The 16886-nt window shown below is 68.6% G+C and carries 15 protein-coding genes and 1 pseudogene; 6 read left to right on the top strand and 10 right to left on the bottom strand.

Annotated elements, in window-relative coordinates; genetic code table 11:
- Positions 1–159: 159 nt before the first annotated feature.
- From BM290_RS30070 to BM290_RS30050, 6 genes are all read right to left on the bottom strand, one after another.
- Positions 160–1905 carry an acetyl/propionyl/methylcrotonyl-CoA carboxylase subunit alpha gene (locus BM290_RS30070; protein WP_093619265.1) on the bottom strand — a complete coding sequence of 582 codons (1746 nt, stop codon included), beginning with the start codon at positions 1903–1905 and terminating at the stop codon, positions 160–162.
- Positions 1906–2091: 186 nt separating this feature from the next.
- Positions 2092–2706 carry a Maf family protein gene (locus BM290_RS30065; protein WP_093619264.1) on the bottom strand — a complete coding sequence of 205 codons (615 nt, stop codon included), beginning with the start codon at positions 2704–2706 and terminating at the stop codon, positions 2092–2094.
- 164 nt (positions 2707–2870) lie between these two features.
- Positions 2871–3965, bottom strand: a complete 1095-nt coding sequence (gene mycP / locus BM290_RS30060) for a type VII secretion-associated serine protease mycosin (protein WP_093619263.1) — start codon at positions 3963–3965, stop codon at positions 2871–2873.
- Positions 3966–4011: 46 nt separating this feature from the next.
- On the bottom strand, positions 4012–5268 hold the full coding sequence (locus tag BM290_RS47590) for a hypothetical protein (protein WP_143134002.1): 1257 nt from the start codon (positions 5266–5268) through the stop codon (positions 4012–4014).
- 43 nt (positions 5269–5311) lie between these two features.
- Entirely contained in the window at positions 5312–5722 is a 411-nt protein-coding gene (locus BM290_RS30055; RefSeq protein WP_143134001.1) for a hypothetical protein, read from the bottom strand.
- 797 nt (positions 5723–6519) lie between these two features.
- On the bottom strand, positions 6520–6723 hold the full coding sequence (locus tag BM290_RS30050; RefSeq protein ID WP_093619368.1) for an acyl-CoA carboxylase subunit epsilon: 204 nt from the start codon (positions 6721–6723) through the stop codon (positions 6520–6522).
- 101 nt (positions 6724–6824) lie between these two features.
- Between BM290_RS30050 and BM290_RS30045 the strand changes: the two are divergent.
- The 3 genes and pseudogenes from BM290_RS30045 to BM290_RS30035 form a co-directional block, all read left to right on the top strand.
- A pseudogene (locus tag BM290_RS30045) lies at positions 6825–8096 on the top strand (serine/threonine-protein kinase); the annotation flags it as partial.
- Positions 8097–9994: 1898 nt separating this feature from the next.
- The gene (locus tag BM290_RS30040; RefSeq protein ID WP_093619261.1) at positions 9995–10213 is read left to right on the top strand and encodes a hypothetical protein; all 219 of its coding nucleotides are present in this window, start codon (positions 9995–9997) and stop codon (positions 10211–10213) included.
- Between the two features lie 23 nt (positions 10214–10236).
- Entirely contained in the window at positions 10237–10980 is a 744-nt protein-coding gene (locus BM290_RS30035) for a M50 family metallopeptidase (RefSeq protein ID WP_093619260.1), read from the top strand.
- On the opposite strand, the gene BM290_RS30030 is transcribed toward BM290_RS30035, so the two are convergent.
- Positions 10977–12539, bottom strand: a complete 1563-nt coding sequence (locus tag BM290_RS30030) for an acyl-CoA carboxylase subunit beta (protein WP_093619367.1) — start codon at positions 12537–12539, stop codon at positions 10977–10979. The two genes, BM290_RS30035 and BM290_RS30030, sit on opposite strands and share 4 nt — an antisense overlap.
- Positions 12540–12843: 304 nt before the next feature.
- On the opposite strand from BM290_RS30030, the gene BM290_RS30025 reads away from it, so the two are divergent.
- From BM290_RS30025 to BM290_RS30015, 3 genes are read left to right on the top strand one after another with little or no spacing between them, the layout of a single operon-like run.
- Positions 12844–13488: a hypothetical protein gene (locus BM290_RS30025; RefSeq protein ID WP_143134000.1), complete on the top strand. Its 645-nt coding sequence runs from the start codon at positions 12844–12846 to the stop codon at positions 13486–13488.
- Between the two features lie 15 nt (positions 13489–13503).
- Positions 13504–14325, top strand: a complete 822-nt coding sequence (locus BM290_RS30020; protein ID WP_093619258.1) for a biotin--[acetyl-CoA-carboxylase] ligase — start codon at positions 13504–13506, stop codon at positions 14323–14325.
- A 4-nt stretch (positions 14326–14329) separates the two neighbouring features.
- Positions 14330–14887 carry a PH domain-containing protein gene (locus BM290_RS30015; RefSeq protein ID WP_239143739.1) on the top strand — a complete coding sequence of 186 codons (558 nt, stop codon included), beginning with the start codon at positions 14330–14332 and terminating at the stop codon, positions 14885–14887.
- Here BM290_RS30015 and BM290_RS30010 read toward each other — a convergent pair.
- The 3 genes from BM290_RS30010 to BM290_RS30000 are packed head-to-tail and all read right to left on the bottom strand — an operon-like array spanning position 14851 to position 16745.
- Entirely contained in the window at positions 14851–15408 is a 558-nt protein-coding gene (locus BM290_RS30010) for a GtrA family protein (protein WP_093619256.1), read from the bottom strand. The genes BM290_RS30015 and BM290_RS30010 overlap by 37 nt on opposite strands.
- 37 nt (positions 15409–15445) lie before the next feature.
- On the bottom strand, positions 15446–16000 hold the full coding sequence (locus BM290_RS30005) for a GtrA family protein (protein ID WP_093619255.1): 555 nt from the start codon (positions 15998–16000) through the stop codon (positions 15446–15448).
- On the bottom strand, positions 15981–16745 hold the full coding sequence (locus tag BM290_RS30000) for a sigma-70 family RNA polymerase sigma factor (protein WP_093619254.1): 765 nt from the start codon (positions 16743–16745) through the stop codon (positions 15981–15983). Before BM290_RS30000 ends, BM290_RS30005 begins: the two co-directional genes overlap by 20 nt.
- Positions 16746–16886 lie beyond the last annotated feature (141 nt).

The raw sequence follows: 16886 nt of genomic DNA, 5'->3' as shown, positions 1-16886 counted from the left end.
CGGCCGGGCATCCGGACCCGCGCCCGGTTTGCGTCCGTCCCCGGGACCCGGCGTACCGTTGACCTGCCCGTGCCGCAGTGCCGGCGCGAGGCCGCGGGCCGTCGGTAGGTCCCGTATCGGCGGCCCGCTCCTCCACGTCCAGAGCTGGAGTCTCCGCGGCTAGTTGATCTCGCAGATCACGGTGCCGGCGGTGACCGTCGTGCCCGGCTCCACCGACAGGCCGGCCACGGTGCCCGCCTTCGGCGCCTGCAACGGCTGCTCCATCTTCATCGCCTCGATCACGACGATCGTGTCGCCTTCGGCGACCTCGTCACCGTTCTGCACGGCCACCTTCACGATCGTGCCCTGCATGGGGGCGGCCAGACCGCCGGTCGGGGCTTTGGCCTGCGCCTTGCCCCCGGCACGGGACGGTGTCCGCCTCGGGGCGGGAGCAGTGGCCGTACCCCCTCCGAGGTTTTTGGGAAGCCGCACCTCGATGCGCCGCCCGCCGACCTCGACCACGACGGTCTCGCGCTCCTCCTTCTCGCCGTCCGGCGCCGCGGGCGCCGCGAACGGCGGCACCTCGTTGACCCACTCCGTCTCGATCCAGCGGGTGTGCACGGTGAACGGCTCGCCGGTGAACGCCTCGTCGCGGATGACCGCCCGGTGGAACGGCAGGACCGTGGCGATGCCCTCGATCACCGTCTCGTCCAGCACCCGCCGCGACCGCTCCAACGCCTCGGCCCGGGTGGCGCCCGTCACGATGATCTTCGCGAGCATCGAGTCGAAGTTGCCGCCGACCACATCCTTCTCGGTGACACCCGAATCGACCCGCACCCCCGGCCCCGACGGCCACTCCAGTCGGGTGACCGTGCCCGGCGCCGGCAGGAAACCGCGCCCCGCGTCCTCCCCGTTGATCCGGAACTCGATCGCGTGGCCGCGCGGCGCCGGATCCTCGGTGAACGCCAGCCGCTCGCCCGCCGCGATCCGGAACTGCTCCCGCACCAGATCGATGCCGGTGGTCTCCTCACTGACCGGGTGCTCCACCTGCAGACGCGTGTTCACCTCAAGGAACGAGATCGTCCCGTCCTGGCCCACCAGATACTCGACGGTGCCGGCGCCGTGATAGCCGGCCTCCCGGCAGATCGCCTTCGCGCTGTCGTGGATCTTCCTCCGCTGGTCGTCACTCAGGAACGGCGCCGGCGCCTCCTCGACCAGCTTCTGATGACGGCGCTGCAACGAGCAGTCCCGCGTGCCGACCACCACCACCGTGCCGTGCGTGTCCGCCAGAACCTGCGCCTCCACATGCCGGGGCCGGTCCAGATAGCGCTCCACGAAACACTCGCCCCGCCCGAACGCGGCCACCGCCTCGCGCGTCGCGCTCTCGAACAATGCCGGAATCTCCTCCAGCGTCCGCGCCACCTTCAACCCACGGCCACCGCCGCCGAACGCCGCCTTGATCGCCACCGGCAGGCCGTGCTCCTCCGCGAACGCGACGATCTCGGCCGCGCCCGCGACCGGCTCCGCCGTCCCCGGAACCAGCGGCGCGCCGGCACGCTGCGCGATGTGCCGCGCGGTGACCTTGTCGCCCAGATCGCGGATCGCCTGCGGCGTCGGCCCGATCCAGGTCAGATCCGCATCCTGTACGGCCTGCGCGAACTCGGCGTTCTCGGAGAGGAAGCCGTAGCCCGGATGCACCGCGTCGGCGCCACTCCGCTTCGCCACCTCGAGCAGCTTGTCGATGCGGAGATAGGTCTCGGCGGCGGTCTCCCCGTCCAGCGCGTAGGCCTCGTCGGCCAGGCGCGCGTGCAGCGCGTCCCGGTCACTGTCGGCATAGACGGCGACGCTCGTGAGGCCGGCGTCCTTGCAGGCCCGGATGACCCGGAGGGCGATCTCGCCACGGTTGGCGATCAATATCTTCCGCACGGCTATGAGCCTAACGGTTCCTCAGGTGGTTCCGGTCGGATGAATCCGCCCGATTCCGGTTCGAGCCCGGACAGCCGGCTTCGACCGGTAAGTTAATCCTGATTCGCCTACTTTGGCTGGTGCTTTAAGGGGCGGTGATGGTTTCGGCCGCCGGCGTCAGCATTCTTGCCGCGGCCACTGCTGGTTTCAGCGGCGCCAGAGCGAGGTGATCGGGATGTTCATGTCGGCGAGAAGCCTCCGCAGCAACGGCAGAGACAGCCCGATCACGTTGCCCGGATCCCCTTCGATCCGCTCGACGAACGCGCCACCCCGCCCGTCCAGCGTGAACGCCCCCGCCACCTGAAGCGGCTCACCCGAAGCCACATAGGCTTCGATCTCGGCGTCGGTGACATCGGCGAAATGCACGGTGGTGGTGCCGACCGCCTCCGCCTGAAGCCCACTGACCAGCCCGGTCAGGTGATGCCCGGTGTGCAGGACCCCCGACTTGCCACGCATGGCCGTCCACCGCTTGACCGCCTCGTCCGCACTGCCCGGCTTCCCGAAGACCTCCCCTTCGAAAGCCAGCACAGAATCACACCCGAGCACCAGGGCGGCCGGATCCGCGGGCAGGTTCGCCGCCACCGTCCGAGCCTTCATCCGGGCCAGGGCAAGACTGGTCGTATAGGCGTCATCAGCCTCGACGACACTCTCGTCCACCCCACTGACGATCACCTCAGCATCGATCCCGGCCCCCGTGAGCAGCGCCCGCCGAGCAGGGCTGGCCGAGGCAAGAATCAGGCGATACGCGATGTCGGTCTGCACGACAATCGAGCCTACAAGCCCCACGGATGTAAAACCGTGAGCAAGCAGCGTGTTTCAGCCACCTTCTCCACCAAACCGCCCGCTTGCCTGCCGGAGAGGGTGACAGTGGCCTGATCGGCCCAGTCCTGGCGGATCCGTATGGTTTCGATTGGAGGGCGCAGCATTTAGGAGGCGGCCCGTCGCCGCCGAACCAGAATCGCTAGTAGTACTCCTACCGCGGCGGTGGCGATCCCGATGCCGGCAAGAAGCGGTAGTTGAGAGCCAGCAGGTTCAGGAGGTGACGCGGTGCCCGAAGGGGTTATCGAAGGCGTTGAAATCCCTGCGGGAGCCGAGTCGGAAGTTCGTGGCGCCGCCGATGCAGTTCCACCAGTAGAACTGAGCGGAGGGACGTCAGCGGTCAATGCCTTCACAACGTTGAGTACCCCGTAGCCGCACTCGTCATCTCGTCCTGGAGCGCCGTTATCATCAGCTGTTGCAGTCAGACGGTGTATAACCTCAGCCGCTGATAGATCGGGAAACTTCGCACGCACAAGCGCTGCCGCACCTGAAACGATTGCCGTGGCGCTCGACGTTCCCTTGCTTTTCGAGTACTTGCCGTTCAAGTCGATTGATACTATATCGACACCGGGGGCGCAAATCTCAACCTTCGGTCCGGTGATAGAAAAATCTGCATGCTTGCCACTTCGGTCAATCGCCCCGACTGCTAGGACCCCTGGAATTGCGGCAGGGTATCCCAATTTCGGACTCGTGGAAGTATTGCCTGTGCCGGCCACCACAACTGAGTCGGCTCGGGCTGCTGCGGCGATGGCATCACTAAGGGGGCGAGAAGCTCCACCGACGCTGGACACGTTAATAACGTCGGCGCCCGCCTGTGCGGCCCATTTTATTCCCTTTTCGACGCCCGCTCCGCGGCCCTCTGAGTCCAGTGACATAATAGGAAGAATCTGTGCTTCCGGGGCTACTCCTATAACGCCATCGTTGTTTCCATGCCCATGCGCAGATATTAGGCCCGCCATCTGCGTGCCATGGCCATTATGGTCACTTTGTCCGATCCCGTCTCCGCCTGCTCTTGTGTCGACCCCCTTTGTGAGATTATTTTTCAAATCGAGATGGGGAGATACGCCGGTGTCTGGGACGGCGACTATGACTCCGCGCCCCTTAGTGATCCGATGAGCCTCTTCTAGGTGCAGGTAATTAACATGCCATTGCAGTTCTCGTATCTGATCAGCTCTAGCTGGAAGCCCTGGGAATAGAGTCATAGATACGAAATTTGCTACAAGGGTTGCCGTGATGAAAATTCTCACCTTAGCGTCCACCGATAGTCGGCCCAGGGTTGATCTTTTGCTCCGGAGGTGGAGACAGAACTGGATCGACGCCGCTGTTGGTTTCCCACGGGTTATCGGGATCCCAGTTCAGGAAGCGTGCTTCGTCTTCTTTGCGAGAGCTTCCACCTCGCCTGGGTGTGACTGCGCCCTCTTGTCCGATCATTCCGCCGATTGGATTAATCCTTTGCCCGCCTCGCGTTAGGCCTCCCATGTTGCCCCTGCGGCCGGAGGGCGAACTCCCGATGGGTGGTGTGCCACCGATAACGCCCCCATGGAGGGGCGAGGCGGTTCCTCGTGATCCGGTGACGGGTGGAACTGCCCCCAGCCCAGTGTTGTTAGTGGCCGGACTGCGGGGGAAAATCGGCGATTGAGAAGGGTTTTGTGATGGTGCGAAGTTTAATGGATCGGTGGAGTTAGGAGTTGGAGTGAATGTAGTTGGTGTCGATGACGGAAGATTTGGTGAAGGAGCCTGTGGCTGCTTCGTTCCGCCGAGGATGGGCCCTCCAGATGGTGTCTTACTGGGTGAGGGTTGCGCCGGTCGGGACTGAGTCAGATCTCTCTGAGGTGCCGTAATGGGAGTCCTCGGTCGCGAGGCCCGCGACGATGTCGTGACGCGCGCGGGGAACGAAGCTGTGCCTGGCAGGATCGGGCTTATTCCCCCGTTTCCTACCGATTCGCTACTGTCGTTGACAATGCGCAAAGGTTCGTATGGCCGAGGGGCAACCAGGGAGGTCTGGGCCGTGGCTAGTTCGGCGGTCAAGCCGGTCATGAGGCTCACGGCCTGCAGGCGCAGTTCCTCCTGCCGGCCTGCGGCGACGGGCGACGGCGGGGGAGGCGGAGCGCCGGCCTTGCTGAAGGCCCGTGGCCGAGTCTTCAAATCCTCGTCGTACTCGGCGAGTGCTGCCGTGTTTGCGGAATGTTCCTGCTGGATGAGGTCCATCTTCCGCTTGATGTCATCGACGGCGGCCAGGGCGCTCGAGTACGCGGTGTAGTTGGTGATCGACGCCTCATAAGTCTCGGTGAGGCTGTCGATGAGGTGGTCGAGGCGCTCGACATACGAGCGCGCCGCCTTGTTTCGCTCCGGAGGCCACGCTGTGATCAGCTTTTCCTTGTACTTTTCGACCTGCGTCCGGTGCATCAGAACAAGTTCGTAGGACCGCTTCCAGCCTTCAAGCGCCTGGTAATGCGGAGCGTTGTCATGGAAGCTCAGCATGGCCCACATCGCGTCGACCTGCATGTAGGTGAATCTTTCCGGGCGGTCTCCGGCGCCACCCCCCGAGTCAAGAGCCACTCGGGCCTCCAGTCGTCCGGAAGGCGGCATCGACGTCCGAGAGCTTGGCGCGGGAGAATGCGTCGGAGCCGCGATACTTGGCACTGATCTGTTCGGCAGAGGTGGCGAACTGATAGGTCCCGATGACGTAGTTGTCCACGTTGAGGAAGGTCGCGTCCTGGACCTGCGTGTGGGTGAACAAGAACTGGTCGAACTCGTAGAACTCGCCCGCTCTGAGTGGCTCGGCGAGCATCTTCTCGGCGACGAGGTCGGCGTGGGGCATGTAGTTCTGTTCGAGGTCGGCCTTCAGCCCGGCGGCGAACTCCTCCATCGCGGCGATGTCGGCCTCGATCCCATCGATGTCGGTGAGATCGTAGTTGTCTACCGAGCTCCGGTACACAGGCTCGTTGTCTATAGGCATCGGCGGCCCCCATCGACACTCGGCGAATGACTCTGGAAGGTTAGCGAATCCTGGCCACCCCTACCGCCCCCCTGTGGATGACGGCTCAGCGCCGTTGGCTGGGATTTGCGGGCTGGAGGGCCAACGTCGCCCCCCATAAGGTGAGCCGGCTGTCAGAGGCCTGCTCGTAGGCGGTGCCGGATGGCCAGGGCGGGAAGGACGACGGCGGTGAGCGTTGCATCGCGGCCCGGCTAGGGCAACACAGCAGCGTGTCTGATTTCTGGCCGGAGGCGGCCACGACCATCGTCCAACTAGACGGTCGCCTTCGTTGAGGACGAACGACGGCGGGTTGCCAGCGGAGATGTTCATCACGCCGCACCCGCGGCGGCCCACCGGATTCTTTCGACGGTGCCATTTTCGTTGTGGTTGGTAGCCGGTCGCCCCGATCGGGAGGAGTCCTGCCTCGGGACGATCTCCGAAGCTCCGGTGGTGGCGCTCCCGCCGTGGCCGGCGATGTCCATGTCGTTGGTCCGGCCGATCTGGTCGCCGCCAGGTGCCCTTCTTCACGTTGCGTTCGAGGGCCCGGTGGGAGAAGACCCCGTGCCTGTGGACAGCTCCCGGTGGTTCTCGATCTGCACGTCGCGTTCCTGGAGAGGCCGTGGCAGTCAGGCGGTCGCGAGGTTGGCCCGGGTGAAGGCTTCGCAGCCATGGGCAGGGGCTGACAGGCTGGGTGTGCGACGCGTTGCCGTTCTGGACGTCCGCGTCGGCGTGGTCCCGCACGCGGGCCGGGCCGGGGATGGGCCGGTGAGCCTGAAAGGTCAGCGAATCCCTGGCCGGGCCGAAGTCTGCCAGTTCCGGAAGGGGGCTCCGGGGCGGGCGGAGCGGAGCCAGTCTGAGGTGGGTTGGGGCGGCGTGGGGCAATTGACCGAAGTGGATCGAGATGCCAGGATGGCGGCCAGCGCTGCCACCTCATGATCGTCTAGGCTTCCTCGTACGACGCTGACCAGCGGTTCCTCATTCATCAACCGAGCGTACGACGGAGCCCCGGAGATCCGGTGACACGTGTCCCACACTCGGCTGATCAATTCGCGGCCGCTCGACAGAACCAGGTATTTTCTGCGTGATGTCTTCTTCTCCCCCACTCGTTGTCGCTGATCGTTACCGGCTCGTCGCGCCGCTCGGTCAGGGCGGGATGGGACGTGTCTGGCGAGCGACGGATGTCGTCCTGCACCGAGAAGTCGCGATCAAGGAGCTCGTGCCGCCGCCGGGGCTGACCCCGGCCGAGCGGCAGGAGATGCGTGAGCGCTCCCTTCGCGAGGCCCGCGCCATCGCCCGGCTCAACAACATCAACGTGGTGCGCGTCTTCGACGTGCTCTCCACGGACGCTGATCCGTGGATCGTGATGGAGTATGTGGCCTCACGTTCCCTCCAGGACACGCTGGCGCAGGACGGGCCGTTCAACGCGCTGCGTGCCGCCGAGATCGGCCTGGGCGTGCTGAATGCTCTGCGTGCCGCGCACCGCAACGGCGTCATGCACCGTGACGTCAAGCCGGGCAACGTGCTGCTCGGCGCGGACGGGCGTGTGGTGCTCACCGACTTCGGCCTGGCCACGGTCCCCGGCGATCCGAATGTGACACGGACCGGTCTGGTGCTGGGCTCGCCGGCCTACATCGCCCCGGAGCGCGCGCGGGACGGCACGGCCGGTCCGGCCGCCGACCTGTGGTCGCTCGGCGCCACTCTCTACGCCGCGGTCGAGGGCGCCTCGCCGTTCGCGCGCCCGTCGGCGATCGCCACGCTGGCCGCGCTGGCGACGGAGAATGTGCCGGTCGCGCGCAACGCGGGCCCGCTGAAGCCGGTGCTGAACGGTCTGTTGCGCAAGGACCCGGCGCACCGGATCAACGCGGAGGAGGCGGAGCGGCTGCTGTCGCGTGCCGCCGGCCGCCGTTCCAAGATCACGTTTCCGATGAGCCCGACGATGCGCCGGCCGGGCGTAGGCCGCGAGCGCCCGTCGCTGCCGAGCGGACCGGGTGGCCCGCCGGTTCTGCCCGGTTCGGGGTGGGCGACCGCGACGGGTTCGGCTCCGGTCGTACCCAATCCGCGTCCTCCGGTCGTGCAGCCACCCGCCGCCGACGGACGGCCGCCGCATTTCGCCTCCGGAAAGGCTCAGGTCGGCGGTCAGCCGCCGGAGATGCCGCGGCGCGGCGCCAAACCACTCGACCCCACGCGACTCGATACGCCTCCGGTTCGCGATGATTTCAACCCCTTCGGAGGTACGGACCACGCGTCCCCACCCGGACCGGGCACCCCTCCGCGTTCGGGTACGCAGCAGCCGCGCCCGACCACGGGCCGTGCTCCCGGCCCCGCCGCGGGTCAGGCGCCACGCCCGGCTGCGGGTCAAGCGACTCCACCCGTTTCCGGCCAGGCGCCCCGCCCCGGGATCGGTCAGGCCACGCCACCCGGCGCGGGCCCGGCGTCTCGTCCCGGCACCGGTCCGGCGGTCCCGCAGAAGCCGGTCTCCGGCGCCGGGCAGGTCCCGGCGGCCGGTCGGCGGCCCGCACCGGGCACCGAGCCGGCGGACATGCCGTCAGCGGTCGGCAGCAACGCGCCCACCAACGCGCTGCGCACCGGTTTCACCGCCGCCGACGTGGCCGCCAACCGCCGGAAGCAGGCCGCGCCCGAGCACGAGCGTTCCCTCGCCCAGGCGACGTCCGGCTTCCCCGTGGTGACCCCGCGTAACGCCCCGCCCGCCGACGACGAGGCACAGGCCACATCGGTGGTTCCCGCCGGGACGGCCGTGAAGGGCAAGGCGGCCGAGAAGGCTGACACGGCCGAGAAGATCGACACGCCCGAGAAGGCCGAGGCGGCCGAAAAAATCGAGAAGCCGGAAACCGAGAAGGCGAAAACGCCGGAGGAGACGGCTGCTCCGGCCACAGTCGACGACGCGGCGAAGGCGGAGACACCGGCCGAGACCGGGGACGAGCCGGAGGCGCCCGAGGCGGACGCCGTCGGTGCTCAGACGGCCGCGGACGGGGCTCAGACGGGCGCGGCCGCCGCTCAGACGGGCGCGGCCGCCGCTCAGACGGGCGCGGCCGCCGCTCAGACGGACGCGGCCGCCGCTCAGACGGGCGCCGCCAGCGCCCGGACAGACGCGGCCGGCGCTCAGACCGGCGCGGCCGGTGAGCCGGAGGCCGCCACCGAGGCCGAGCCGGAGGAGAAAGCCGCGGAGCCGGCAGCCGCGCCCGCCGTCGCCGAGGACAAGACCTCGATCGTCACCCTCCCGCCGCCGCCCGCCGCCGAGGGGGAGAAGACGTCACTGCTGCTCCCGGCGGCCAGGCCACGCCCCGGCGCCGACGAGGACAAGACGTCGGTGGTCAGCATGCCGCCACGCCGTCGCATCATCACCGCGACGGAGCCGGCCACCCAGGTGGTCGGCGATCTGGACGCGGATCCCGGGTTCGCCCGGCCGAGCCGTCCGGCGTGGACGCCCATGCAGATGCGGCCGGTCGCCCGCCGTACCAATGGGATCACCATCCTCGGCACGACGCTGACCCGCCGCCAGGCCGCCATCGGCTTGGGCATCGTTCTGACGTTCCTGCTGCTGGTCGGCATCATCGTGGTGCAGGCGTTCGGGTCGGACGACTCGGGCGAGCCGAACCCGACGGGGGCCGGATTCGGCTCGCCCGCCGCTTCGGCGCCGGGCGGCAAGCCGGAGGGGCCGGGCGGCAAGCCGGACGGGTCGGGCGGCAAGCCGGAGGAGCCGGCGAAGAGTGATGCGCCGTCGGCGGACCCGGCGAAGCCGAGTTCCGGGCCGCCGTCGTCGGGCACGCAGATTCCGGCCGGCTGGCGTCTCTATCAGGGCAGCGGCTTCCGGCTACCGGTTCCCAAGAGTGTGTCGGGGTCCGGCGGTGGCACCGGGACGATGCTCAGCTGGGGCCAGGGCCGGATGATCCGCGTCGACATCGTCGACAGCACGCAGAACCCGGTCGACTACCTGAACGAAGACGGCAACACCGGCTATGACAAGAGCGCCCCGAGAACGCTCACCTACAAGGGCATGCCGGCGGCCGAGATGGAGTATTCGCGCAGCGCCGGGGGTGGCACGAAACAGCACGTGGTGCGCCGGGTCATCACTGTCAAGAAGCAGAGCTACGTCTTGACCTGGTACACCGAGGCCGGCGACTGGGACGCGGCCAAGGGCGACCTCGAGACGATCTACGCCGGGTTCGAGCCGAAGTAGGTGCGTGAGATCCGTGATGCTGGGTAGTTATCCAGCATCACGGATGGAGGTGCATCATGAACTGCCGACGGCACGGCAGTAAGCCGACGATCGCTCTGTGGATGCTGGTGGCGGCGGCGGATGTCGCGATCATCGTGGCGTCCACCGGTCTGCTCGCGTTGATGCTGGTTCTGACCCTGCTCGCGGTGACTGTCGCCGGTGGGGTGTATGCGGCGAGGTCGCTGGGCCGCCGCGAGCCGGAGCCGGTCAAGGCCGTGGTGAGGCGACGCGCATAGCGGGATCGGCTACAGTCCCCGGCGTGTTGTCGATCGACGGTGTGACTGATCTCTGGGACCAGCTGTTGGGTGCTCAGCCCGACCCGCCCGGGATGCTGGTGCTGCTCACGGCGGTGGCCGGGTTTATCGCGGTGGCGGTCCGGCCGGTGTGGCGGGTGGCCCGCAACGCCGTCACGATCGCCCACGAGGGCGGGCACGCGCTGATCGCCCTGCTGACCGGGCGCAAGCTGCGGGGCATCCGCCTCGAGTTCGACACGTCCGGCCTGACCCTGTCGGCCGGCCGTCCGACCGGGCTCGGCATGATCCTCACGCTGCTCGGCGGCTACATCGCGCCGTCGCTGGTGGGTGTGCTGGGCGCGTGGCTGCTCGGTGGCAACCGGATCACGCTGCTGCTGTGGCTGGCCGTGGTGCTGCTGCTCCTCATGCTGATCAACATCAGGAACCTGTTCGGTGTGGTGTCACTGCTGGTCACCGGCGCGATCGTGTTCGCCGTGTCCTGGTATGCGGAGCCGGAGACGCAGGCGGCTTTCGCGTACGCCGGTGTCTGGTTCCTGCTCTTCGGCGGTGTCCGCCCGGTCTTCGAGCTGCAGAGTCTGCGCGGCCGGGGCCGGATGCGCGATTCGGACGCCGACCAGTTGGCCCGGCTGACTCACCTGCCGGCGCTGTTCTGGGTCGGCATCTTCCTCGTCGTGAACCTGATCGCCCTGGTCGCCGGCGCGTTCCTGCTGGCCGGCCAGTGGCTGCCCGAGGGCGGGCTGAGCCTCTAGAGCGGGATGTTGCCGTGCTTCTTCGGCGGCAGCGTCTCCCGTTTGGTCCGGAGCATCCGCAGGGCGCGGGTCACCTGGATGCGGGTCTGGGACGGCTGGATGACCGCGTCCACGTAACCGCGCTCGGCGGCGATGTACGGGTTGGCCAGCGTGTCCTCGTACTCCTGGATGAGCTCGGTCCGTCGCTGTGCCGGGTCCTCGGCGGCGGCCAGCTCACCCCGGTAGAGGATGTTGACGGCGCCCTGCGCGCCCATCACGGCGATCTGCGCGGTCGGCCAGGCGAAGTTGACGTCGGCGCCGAGGTGCTTCGACCCCATCACGTCGTACGCCCCGCCATACGCCTTGCGGGTGATGACGGTGACCTTGGGGACGGTCGCCTCCGCGTACGCGTAGATGAGTTTGGCCCCGCGCCGGATGATGCCGTCCCACTCCTGGCCGGTGCCGGGCAGGAAGCCGGGCACGTCCACGAAGGTGAGCACCGGGATGTTGAACGCGTCACAGGTGCGCACGAACCGGGCGGCTTTCTCCGAGGCGGCGATGTCGAGTGTCCCGGCGAGGCTCATCGGCTGGTTGGCCACGACACCGACCGGCCGGCCCTCGATGCGGCCGAAGCCGACCACGATGTTCTGCGCGTAGAGCGGCTGGACCTCGAGGAACTCGTCGACGACGGTCTCCACGACCTTCTTGATGTCGTACGGCTGGTTCGGCGAGTCCGGGATCAGGGTGTCGAGTTCAAGATCGGCGTCCAGCGAGGCGGCCTCGTCGAACACGACCGGCTCGTCCAGGTTGTTGCTCGGCAGGTAGGAGAGCAGCGCCCGGACGTACTCGATCGCGTCCTCCTCGTCGCTGGCCAGGTAGTGCGCGTTGCCGCTGCGGGTGTTGTGGGTCCGCGCCCCGCCCAGCTCCTCCATGCCGACCTCTTCGCCGGTGACCGTCTTGATCACGTCCGGTCCGGTGATGAACATGTGCGACGTCTGGTCGACCATGACGGTGAAGTCGGTGATCGCGGGGGAGTAGACGGCCCCGCCCGCGCACGGGCCCATGATCAGCGAGATCTGCGGGATGACGCCGCTGGCCCGGACGTTGCGGAAGAAGATGTCGGCGTAGAGGCCGAGCGCGACCACGCCCTCCTGGATGCGGGCTCCGCCGGAGTCGTTGATCCCAATGATCGGGCAGCCGATCTTCATGGCCAGGTCGAGCACCTTGACGATCTTCTCGCCGAAGACCTCGCCGAGCGAGCCGCCGAAGACCGTGAAGTCCTGGGAGAAGACGCACACCTGGCGCCCGTCGATGGTGCCGTGGCCGGTGACGACCCCGTCCCCGTACGGCCGGTTCTTCTCCAGGCCGAAGGCGGTGGACCGGTGCCGGGCCAGCTCGTCGAGCTCGACGAAGGAGTCCTTGTCGAGCAGCAGCTCGATGCGCTCGCGGGCGGTCTTCTTGCCGCGGGCGTGCTGTTTCTCGATGGCGCGCGCGGAGCCGGCGTGGACGGCCTCGTCGGTGCGGCGGGCGAGTTCGGCGAGCTTGCCGGCGGTGGTGTGGATGTCGGGCTCTGTCGTCACGAAGGTCTCCACCCTCTGAGCGCTCGTTAAGGCAACGATCAGCATCGTAGCCGGGCCACGTCGCACACGGCGGGCGTCGCTACGCGTGCGTTTCATACCCAATGCCCCATTCGTTACAACCGGCGTGACGAACTGGATGACCGCGGCCGGGCTCGCCTTCATCGCAGGCGGCCTCGCCACACTGATCAGCTTCCGCACCGTGATCTTCGGTGGCGGCGCTCGTCGGGCGAACCGTGCCGGCTCATCCTCTCGCCGCCGACGCCCGGAACCCGTCGCGAGGTCCGTCCCCGGACCGCCCGCCACGGTGGACGCCGCCGCGGACGAGGGGGAGCGCCGGCCCGAACGCCGGCGGCGGCTGGCGGCCGCCTTCAGCGGGCGGCCCGCCGACGGCGAGCCGAACCACAGCAGCCTGGCGTCGATCGGGCTCGCCGACGACGACGAGCCGGCCGACGAGCATGCCGGTGACCCGCCGTACGACGACGACGAGCGCCTCGGCTACGAGAACACCGGCTACCCCGAGAGCGAGGGATGGCCGCCCCGCCGTCGTCGCCGGGAGCCGGAGCCGGACGGTCCGGCCTGGGCGCGGCGCGACATCGAGAACCCGGGTGGCTACGCCGGCCGCTACACCGACCTGGACGCCGACCGGGGGCAGCCCGGCGACTACTGGACCCCGCTGCCGGACGAGCTCTTCCAGCCCCCGGAGATCGCGCCGCTGCCGCCGGTGCCCGACTACGAGCCGGCGACCGGGTTCGACCTGCCGGCGGTGGCACCGATCGGTCCCGCGCCGGAGTGGCCGCCCCGGGAGCCGCGGGTACGCCTGCCGCTGTCCTGGGCGGAACGGGACGTCCAGCCCCGGCACGTGGAACCGGGGGAGCCCGAGGAGCGGCCGAGCCCGCGCCCCCGGCCGTCCGGCCCCTACATCAGCAGGCACAGCGCGGGGCCGCACTGAGGATAGGCTGCCGGGATGGGTTACACCGAGCTCGACCGGCCGCCGTTGTCCGCACGGGCGCTGAACCGCGCTCTGGTCGTACCCGGTGGCCTGTGGTCGAGGATCGAGGTGCGGGAGGAGACCGGCTCGACCAACGCGGACGCCGCGGCGTCCGCCGCGGCCGGTGAGCCGGAGGGCCTGGTGGTGGTGGCCGAAAGTCAGATCGCCGGCCGTGGCCGCCGCGACCGGCAGTGGGTGTCGCCGCCGCGGGCCGGTCTGACCGTCAGCATGCTGCTGCGTCCCGGGCCGGGAGTGCCCGCGTCCGCGTTCGGCTGGCTGCCGCTGATGGCCGGGGTGGCGCTGGTCGAGGCGGTGGCCCGGGTGGCCGAGGTGGAGGCCACCCTGAAGTGGCCCAACGATCTGCTGGTGGACGAGCGCAAGTGCGCCGGGATCCTGGCCGAGGTGTCCGGTGACGCCGTGGTGATCGGCGTCGGCCTGAACGTCAGCACCCGGGCCGACGAGCTGCCGGAGACCACCGGCGTGCCGGCCACCTCGCTGCTCGTGGCCGGCGCCGACAAGCCGGACCGCAGCCCGCTGCTGCGGGCGCTGCTGCGCGGCACCGCCCGGTGGTATGAGGGGTGGCGCGAGGCCGGCGGCGACGCCGAGATGTGCGGGCTGCTCGCCGCCTACCAGCGGCATTGCGCGACGATAGGCCGCCGGGTGCGGGTGCTGCTGCCGGGTGGCGGGGAGCGGTCCGGCGAGGCGCTGTCCGTTGATCGGGACGGCCAATTGGTGATCCGTACGGAGGAAGGCGCGGAATTCCGTGTCTCGGCGGGGGATGTGCTGCACGTACGCTGACGGCGTGGCGTTCCCGGAGGATGTTCTGGCGGACGAGGAGGAGATCGTCCTCCATGTGCGTCCGCACTGGAAGGCAGTGGTGCTGCCGGTCGTGGTGCTGCTGCTGGCCCTGGCCGGCCTGATCATGGGCCTGGTGCTGCTCCCGTCGACCGACGGCGGCCGGATCGGCCTGCTGCTGATCGTCGCGATCATGCTCTACTACGGCGGCCGGTACGGGTTGTACCCGCTGCTCGACTGGCGCTGCACCGAGTACGTGCTGACCGGCGAGCGGCTGCTCATGCAGCGGGGCATCGTCGACCGGGAGCGGCGTGACCTGCCGCTCAACCGGGTCAACGATCACGCCCTCACCCAGTCGCTGCTGGACCGGCTGCTCGGCAGCGGCACGCTCACCATCGACTCGATCGGTGATCAGCGTGCCGTGCTGGCCGGGGTGCCCGCCGCGCAGCTGGTGCAGAACACCCTCTACGAGCTGATCGAGCTGGCCCCGGCTCCGGACGAGGGCGAGGAGGAGACGGAGGCCGAGCCTCAGCGCGGGTCGAGCTCCGGCCGCAGATCGAGGTGAGCCACGCTGCCCGGCTCGTCGATCGCGCTCAGCTCGGCGAACCCGGCGGTCGCGTCCATGTCGGTGATGGCGCCCTCGTGGCCGTCGACCGGCGGCTTCAGGAAGACGAACGTCCGGTACGCCCAGAAGCGGAAGACCGTGGCGATGCCGATGCCGACCGTGGTCATGCCGAGCAGCAGGAACTTGTCGTCGTGCTCGGAGAGGCCGAACCCGTACTTGCCGAGGTAGGTCATGCCGGACTGGATGACCATGCCGACCAGGTTGAAGCCGAAGAACAGCGTGTACTCCCGGCGCAGCGCGGTACGCGTGTGGTGCCGGTAGGTCCAGTAGCGGTTCGCCACGTACGCCAGGGTGGTGGTGATCACGGTGGCGAGGACGCTCGCCTTCACCGGCCCGATCGGCATCGCCACCCAGTAGATCGCGAGATACAGCAGCGTGTTACCGGCGCCGATGATGCCGAAGGCGATGGCTTCGGGGGCGAGCCGGCGGAGGCGTTCCGTCAGCGGACTGGCTGAGGGCATTGGGCAACCTTACGGGAACGGGGGCGATTACGCCGAGTCACTGTGAAACTGACGCCGGGGCGACAGTGACCCGGAAGACGAAACGGCGGTAGGACCAGAAGCGGAACATGGTACCGAGTACCGTCCCGACGCCGACGCCGGCGATGTTGTCGGCGAGCGGGCTCTGCAGTTGCGGCCAGATCTGCCCGAGGCCGTAGTGGCTGATCGCGAGACACGCCAGAGCGATACCCAGGCCGATCAGGTTCAGTACGAAGAACGTCGAGTACTGCCGTGCCATGTTGGTGTGCGCACCGTCACGCCAGGTCCAGAACCTGTTGCCGAAGAACGCGACGGTGGTGGCCACGATCGTGGAGGCGGCCTTGGCGGTCAGCGTCTCCAGTCCCGCCTGCAGCAGGACGTTGAAGAGCACGAAGTCGACGGTGAAGGCGATCCCGCCGACGATGCCGAACTTGCCCAGCTCGCGGACGAGTCCCGTGATCCGGGTGCGCAGGGTGATCGCCTGCGTGGGTTCGGGGGGCACGGATCCGAGGGTACCGGCGCAGGTCACCCATCGCTGTCCTCGTTGCCGGGTCTTAACCGGACGTCTCGGCATGGTGACGCTGGCGGTACGGAGCGTGACGAAAACCGTCCACCTCGCGGATCTCGGCGAGCCGGTTCCGGCAGTCCGAACACCATCCGAGATGGGTTCGCATGCGATGCGCGTCACGTGGCGCCAGCCGTCCCCGTACCTGGCCGCCGAGCCGCTCGCCGGCCCATCGGCACTCCGGGTGATCGGCCGCGGCCACGTGCTGCTGGAGATAGAGGCTGCGCAGCCCCTCCCGTGCGCGGTGGGCGAGGACGGCCACCGCGTTCGGCGTGAGGCCCATCCGCGGCGCCAGCTCGGCCGGCGTGGTGCCCTCGACCTCGGTCTGCCACAGCACGTCGCGCCAGCGCTCGGGCAGTTGCCGGAAGGCGGCCGCCGCGAAGGTGCGCTCCAGCCGGTCCAGGGCCGGGTCGGTGAACGGCTCGCCCGCGTCGTAGCGGGTCAGGTCGTCGGTGAACTCCAGCCGGCGGTCCAGGCGCGCCCGCTGGTACCGGAGGTGACGCATGGTGGTGTGCAGGTAGGCGCGGAACGCCACGAGCGGTCCCCGGCCGGCCCGTAGCGTCGCGAACACCTTGGCGAACGTCTCGGCCACCAGGTCGTCGACGTCGGCGGGATCGTGGACGAGTCCGAAGGCGAACTTGCGGGCTGCCGCGTGGTGCCGCTCGTAGAGCGTCCCGTACGCGGCGGTGTCGCCGGCCCGGACCGCGGCGAGCAAGCCGGTGTCCGTGTCCGCGTCGTCGCCCGGGATCGTCATTCCGCCTCCTGTGGCCGGAACTGCGAGGAAAGCCCGATTAGGCGAAAGTCTAAGACGATAAGTCCTTTTTGTGAAAGTTGTCGAGAGCGACGGTGTGGCTAGGCCGGAACCGGCCGACTTGCGCGCAGTTGCGCTTTGCGG

The organism is Actinoplanes philippinensis (assembly GCF_900113015.1).
GTDB lineage: Bacteria > Actinomycetota > Actinomycetes > Mycobacteriales > Micromonosporaceae > Actinoplanes > Actinoplanes philippinensis.
Note: the sequence above shows the minus strand (reverse complement) of the source record. Positions and strands in the feature narration are given on the sequence as shown.

What these genes read in the sequence shown, in the direction of transcription:
- mycP (WP_093619263.1), bottom strand. Translation starts at nt 3,965, where the DNA reads ATGACTCTATTCCCAGGGCTTCCAGCTAGAGCTGATCAGATACGAGAA.
- BM290_RS47590 (WP_143134002.1), bottom strand. Translation starts at nt 5,268, where the DNA reads ATGCAGGTCGACGCGATGTGGGCCATGCTGAGCTTCCATGACAACGCT.
- BM290_RS30040 (WP_093619261.1), top strand. Translation starts at nt 9,995, where the DNA reads ATGAACTGCCGACGGCACGGCAGTAAGCCGACGATCGCTCTGTGGATG.
- BM290_RS30010 (WP_093619256.1), bottom strand. Translation starts at nt 15,408, where the DNA reads ATGCCCTCAGCCAGTCCGCTGACGGAACGCCTCCGCCGGCTCGCCCCC.
- BM290_RS30020 (WP_093619258.1), top strand. Translation starts at nt 13,504, where the DNA reads ATGGGTTACACCGAGCTCGACCGGCCGCCGTTGTCCGCACGGGCGCTG.
- BM290_RS30005 (WP_093619255.1), bottom strand. Translation starts at nt 16,000, where the DNA reads ATGCCGAGACGTCCGGTTAAGACCCGGCAACGAGGACAGCGATGGGTG.
- BM290_RS30050 (WP_093619368.1), bottom strand. Translation starts at nt 6,723, where the DNA reads ATGAATGAGGAACCGCTGGTCAGCGTCGTACGAGGAAGCCTAGACGAT.
- BM290_RS30055 (WP_143134001.1), bottom strand. Translation starts at nt 5,722, where the DNA reads ATGCCTATAGACAACGAGCCTGTGTACCGGAGCTCGGTAGACAACTAC.
- BM290_RS30000 (WP_093619254.1), bottom strand. Translation starts at nt 16,745, where the DNA reads ATGACGATCCCGGGCGACGACGCGGACACGGACACCGGCTTGCTCGCC.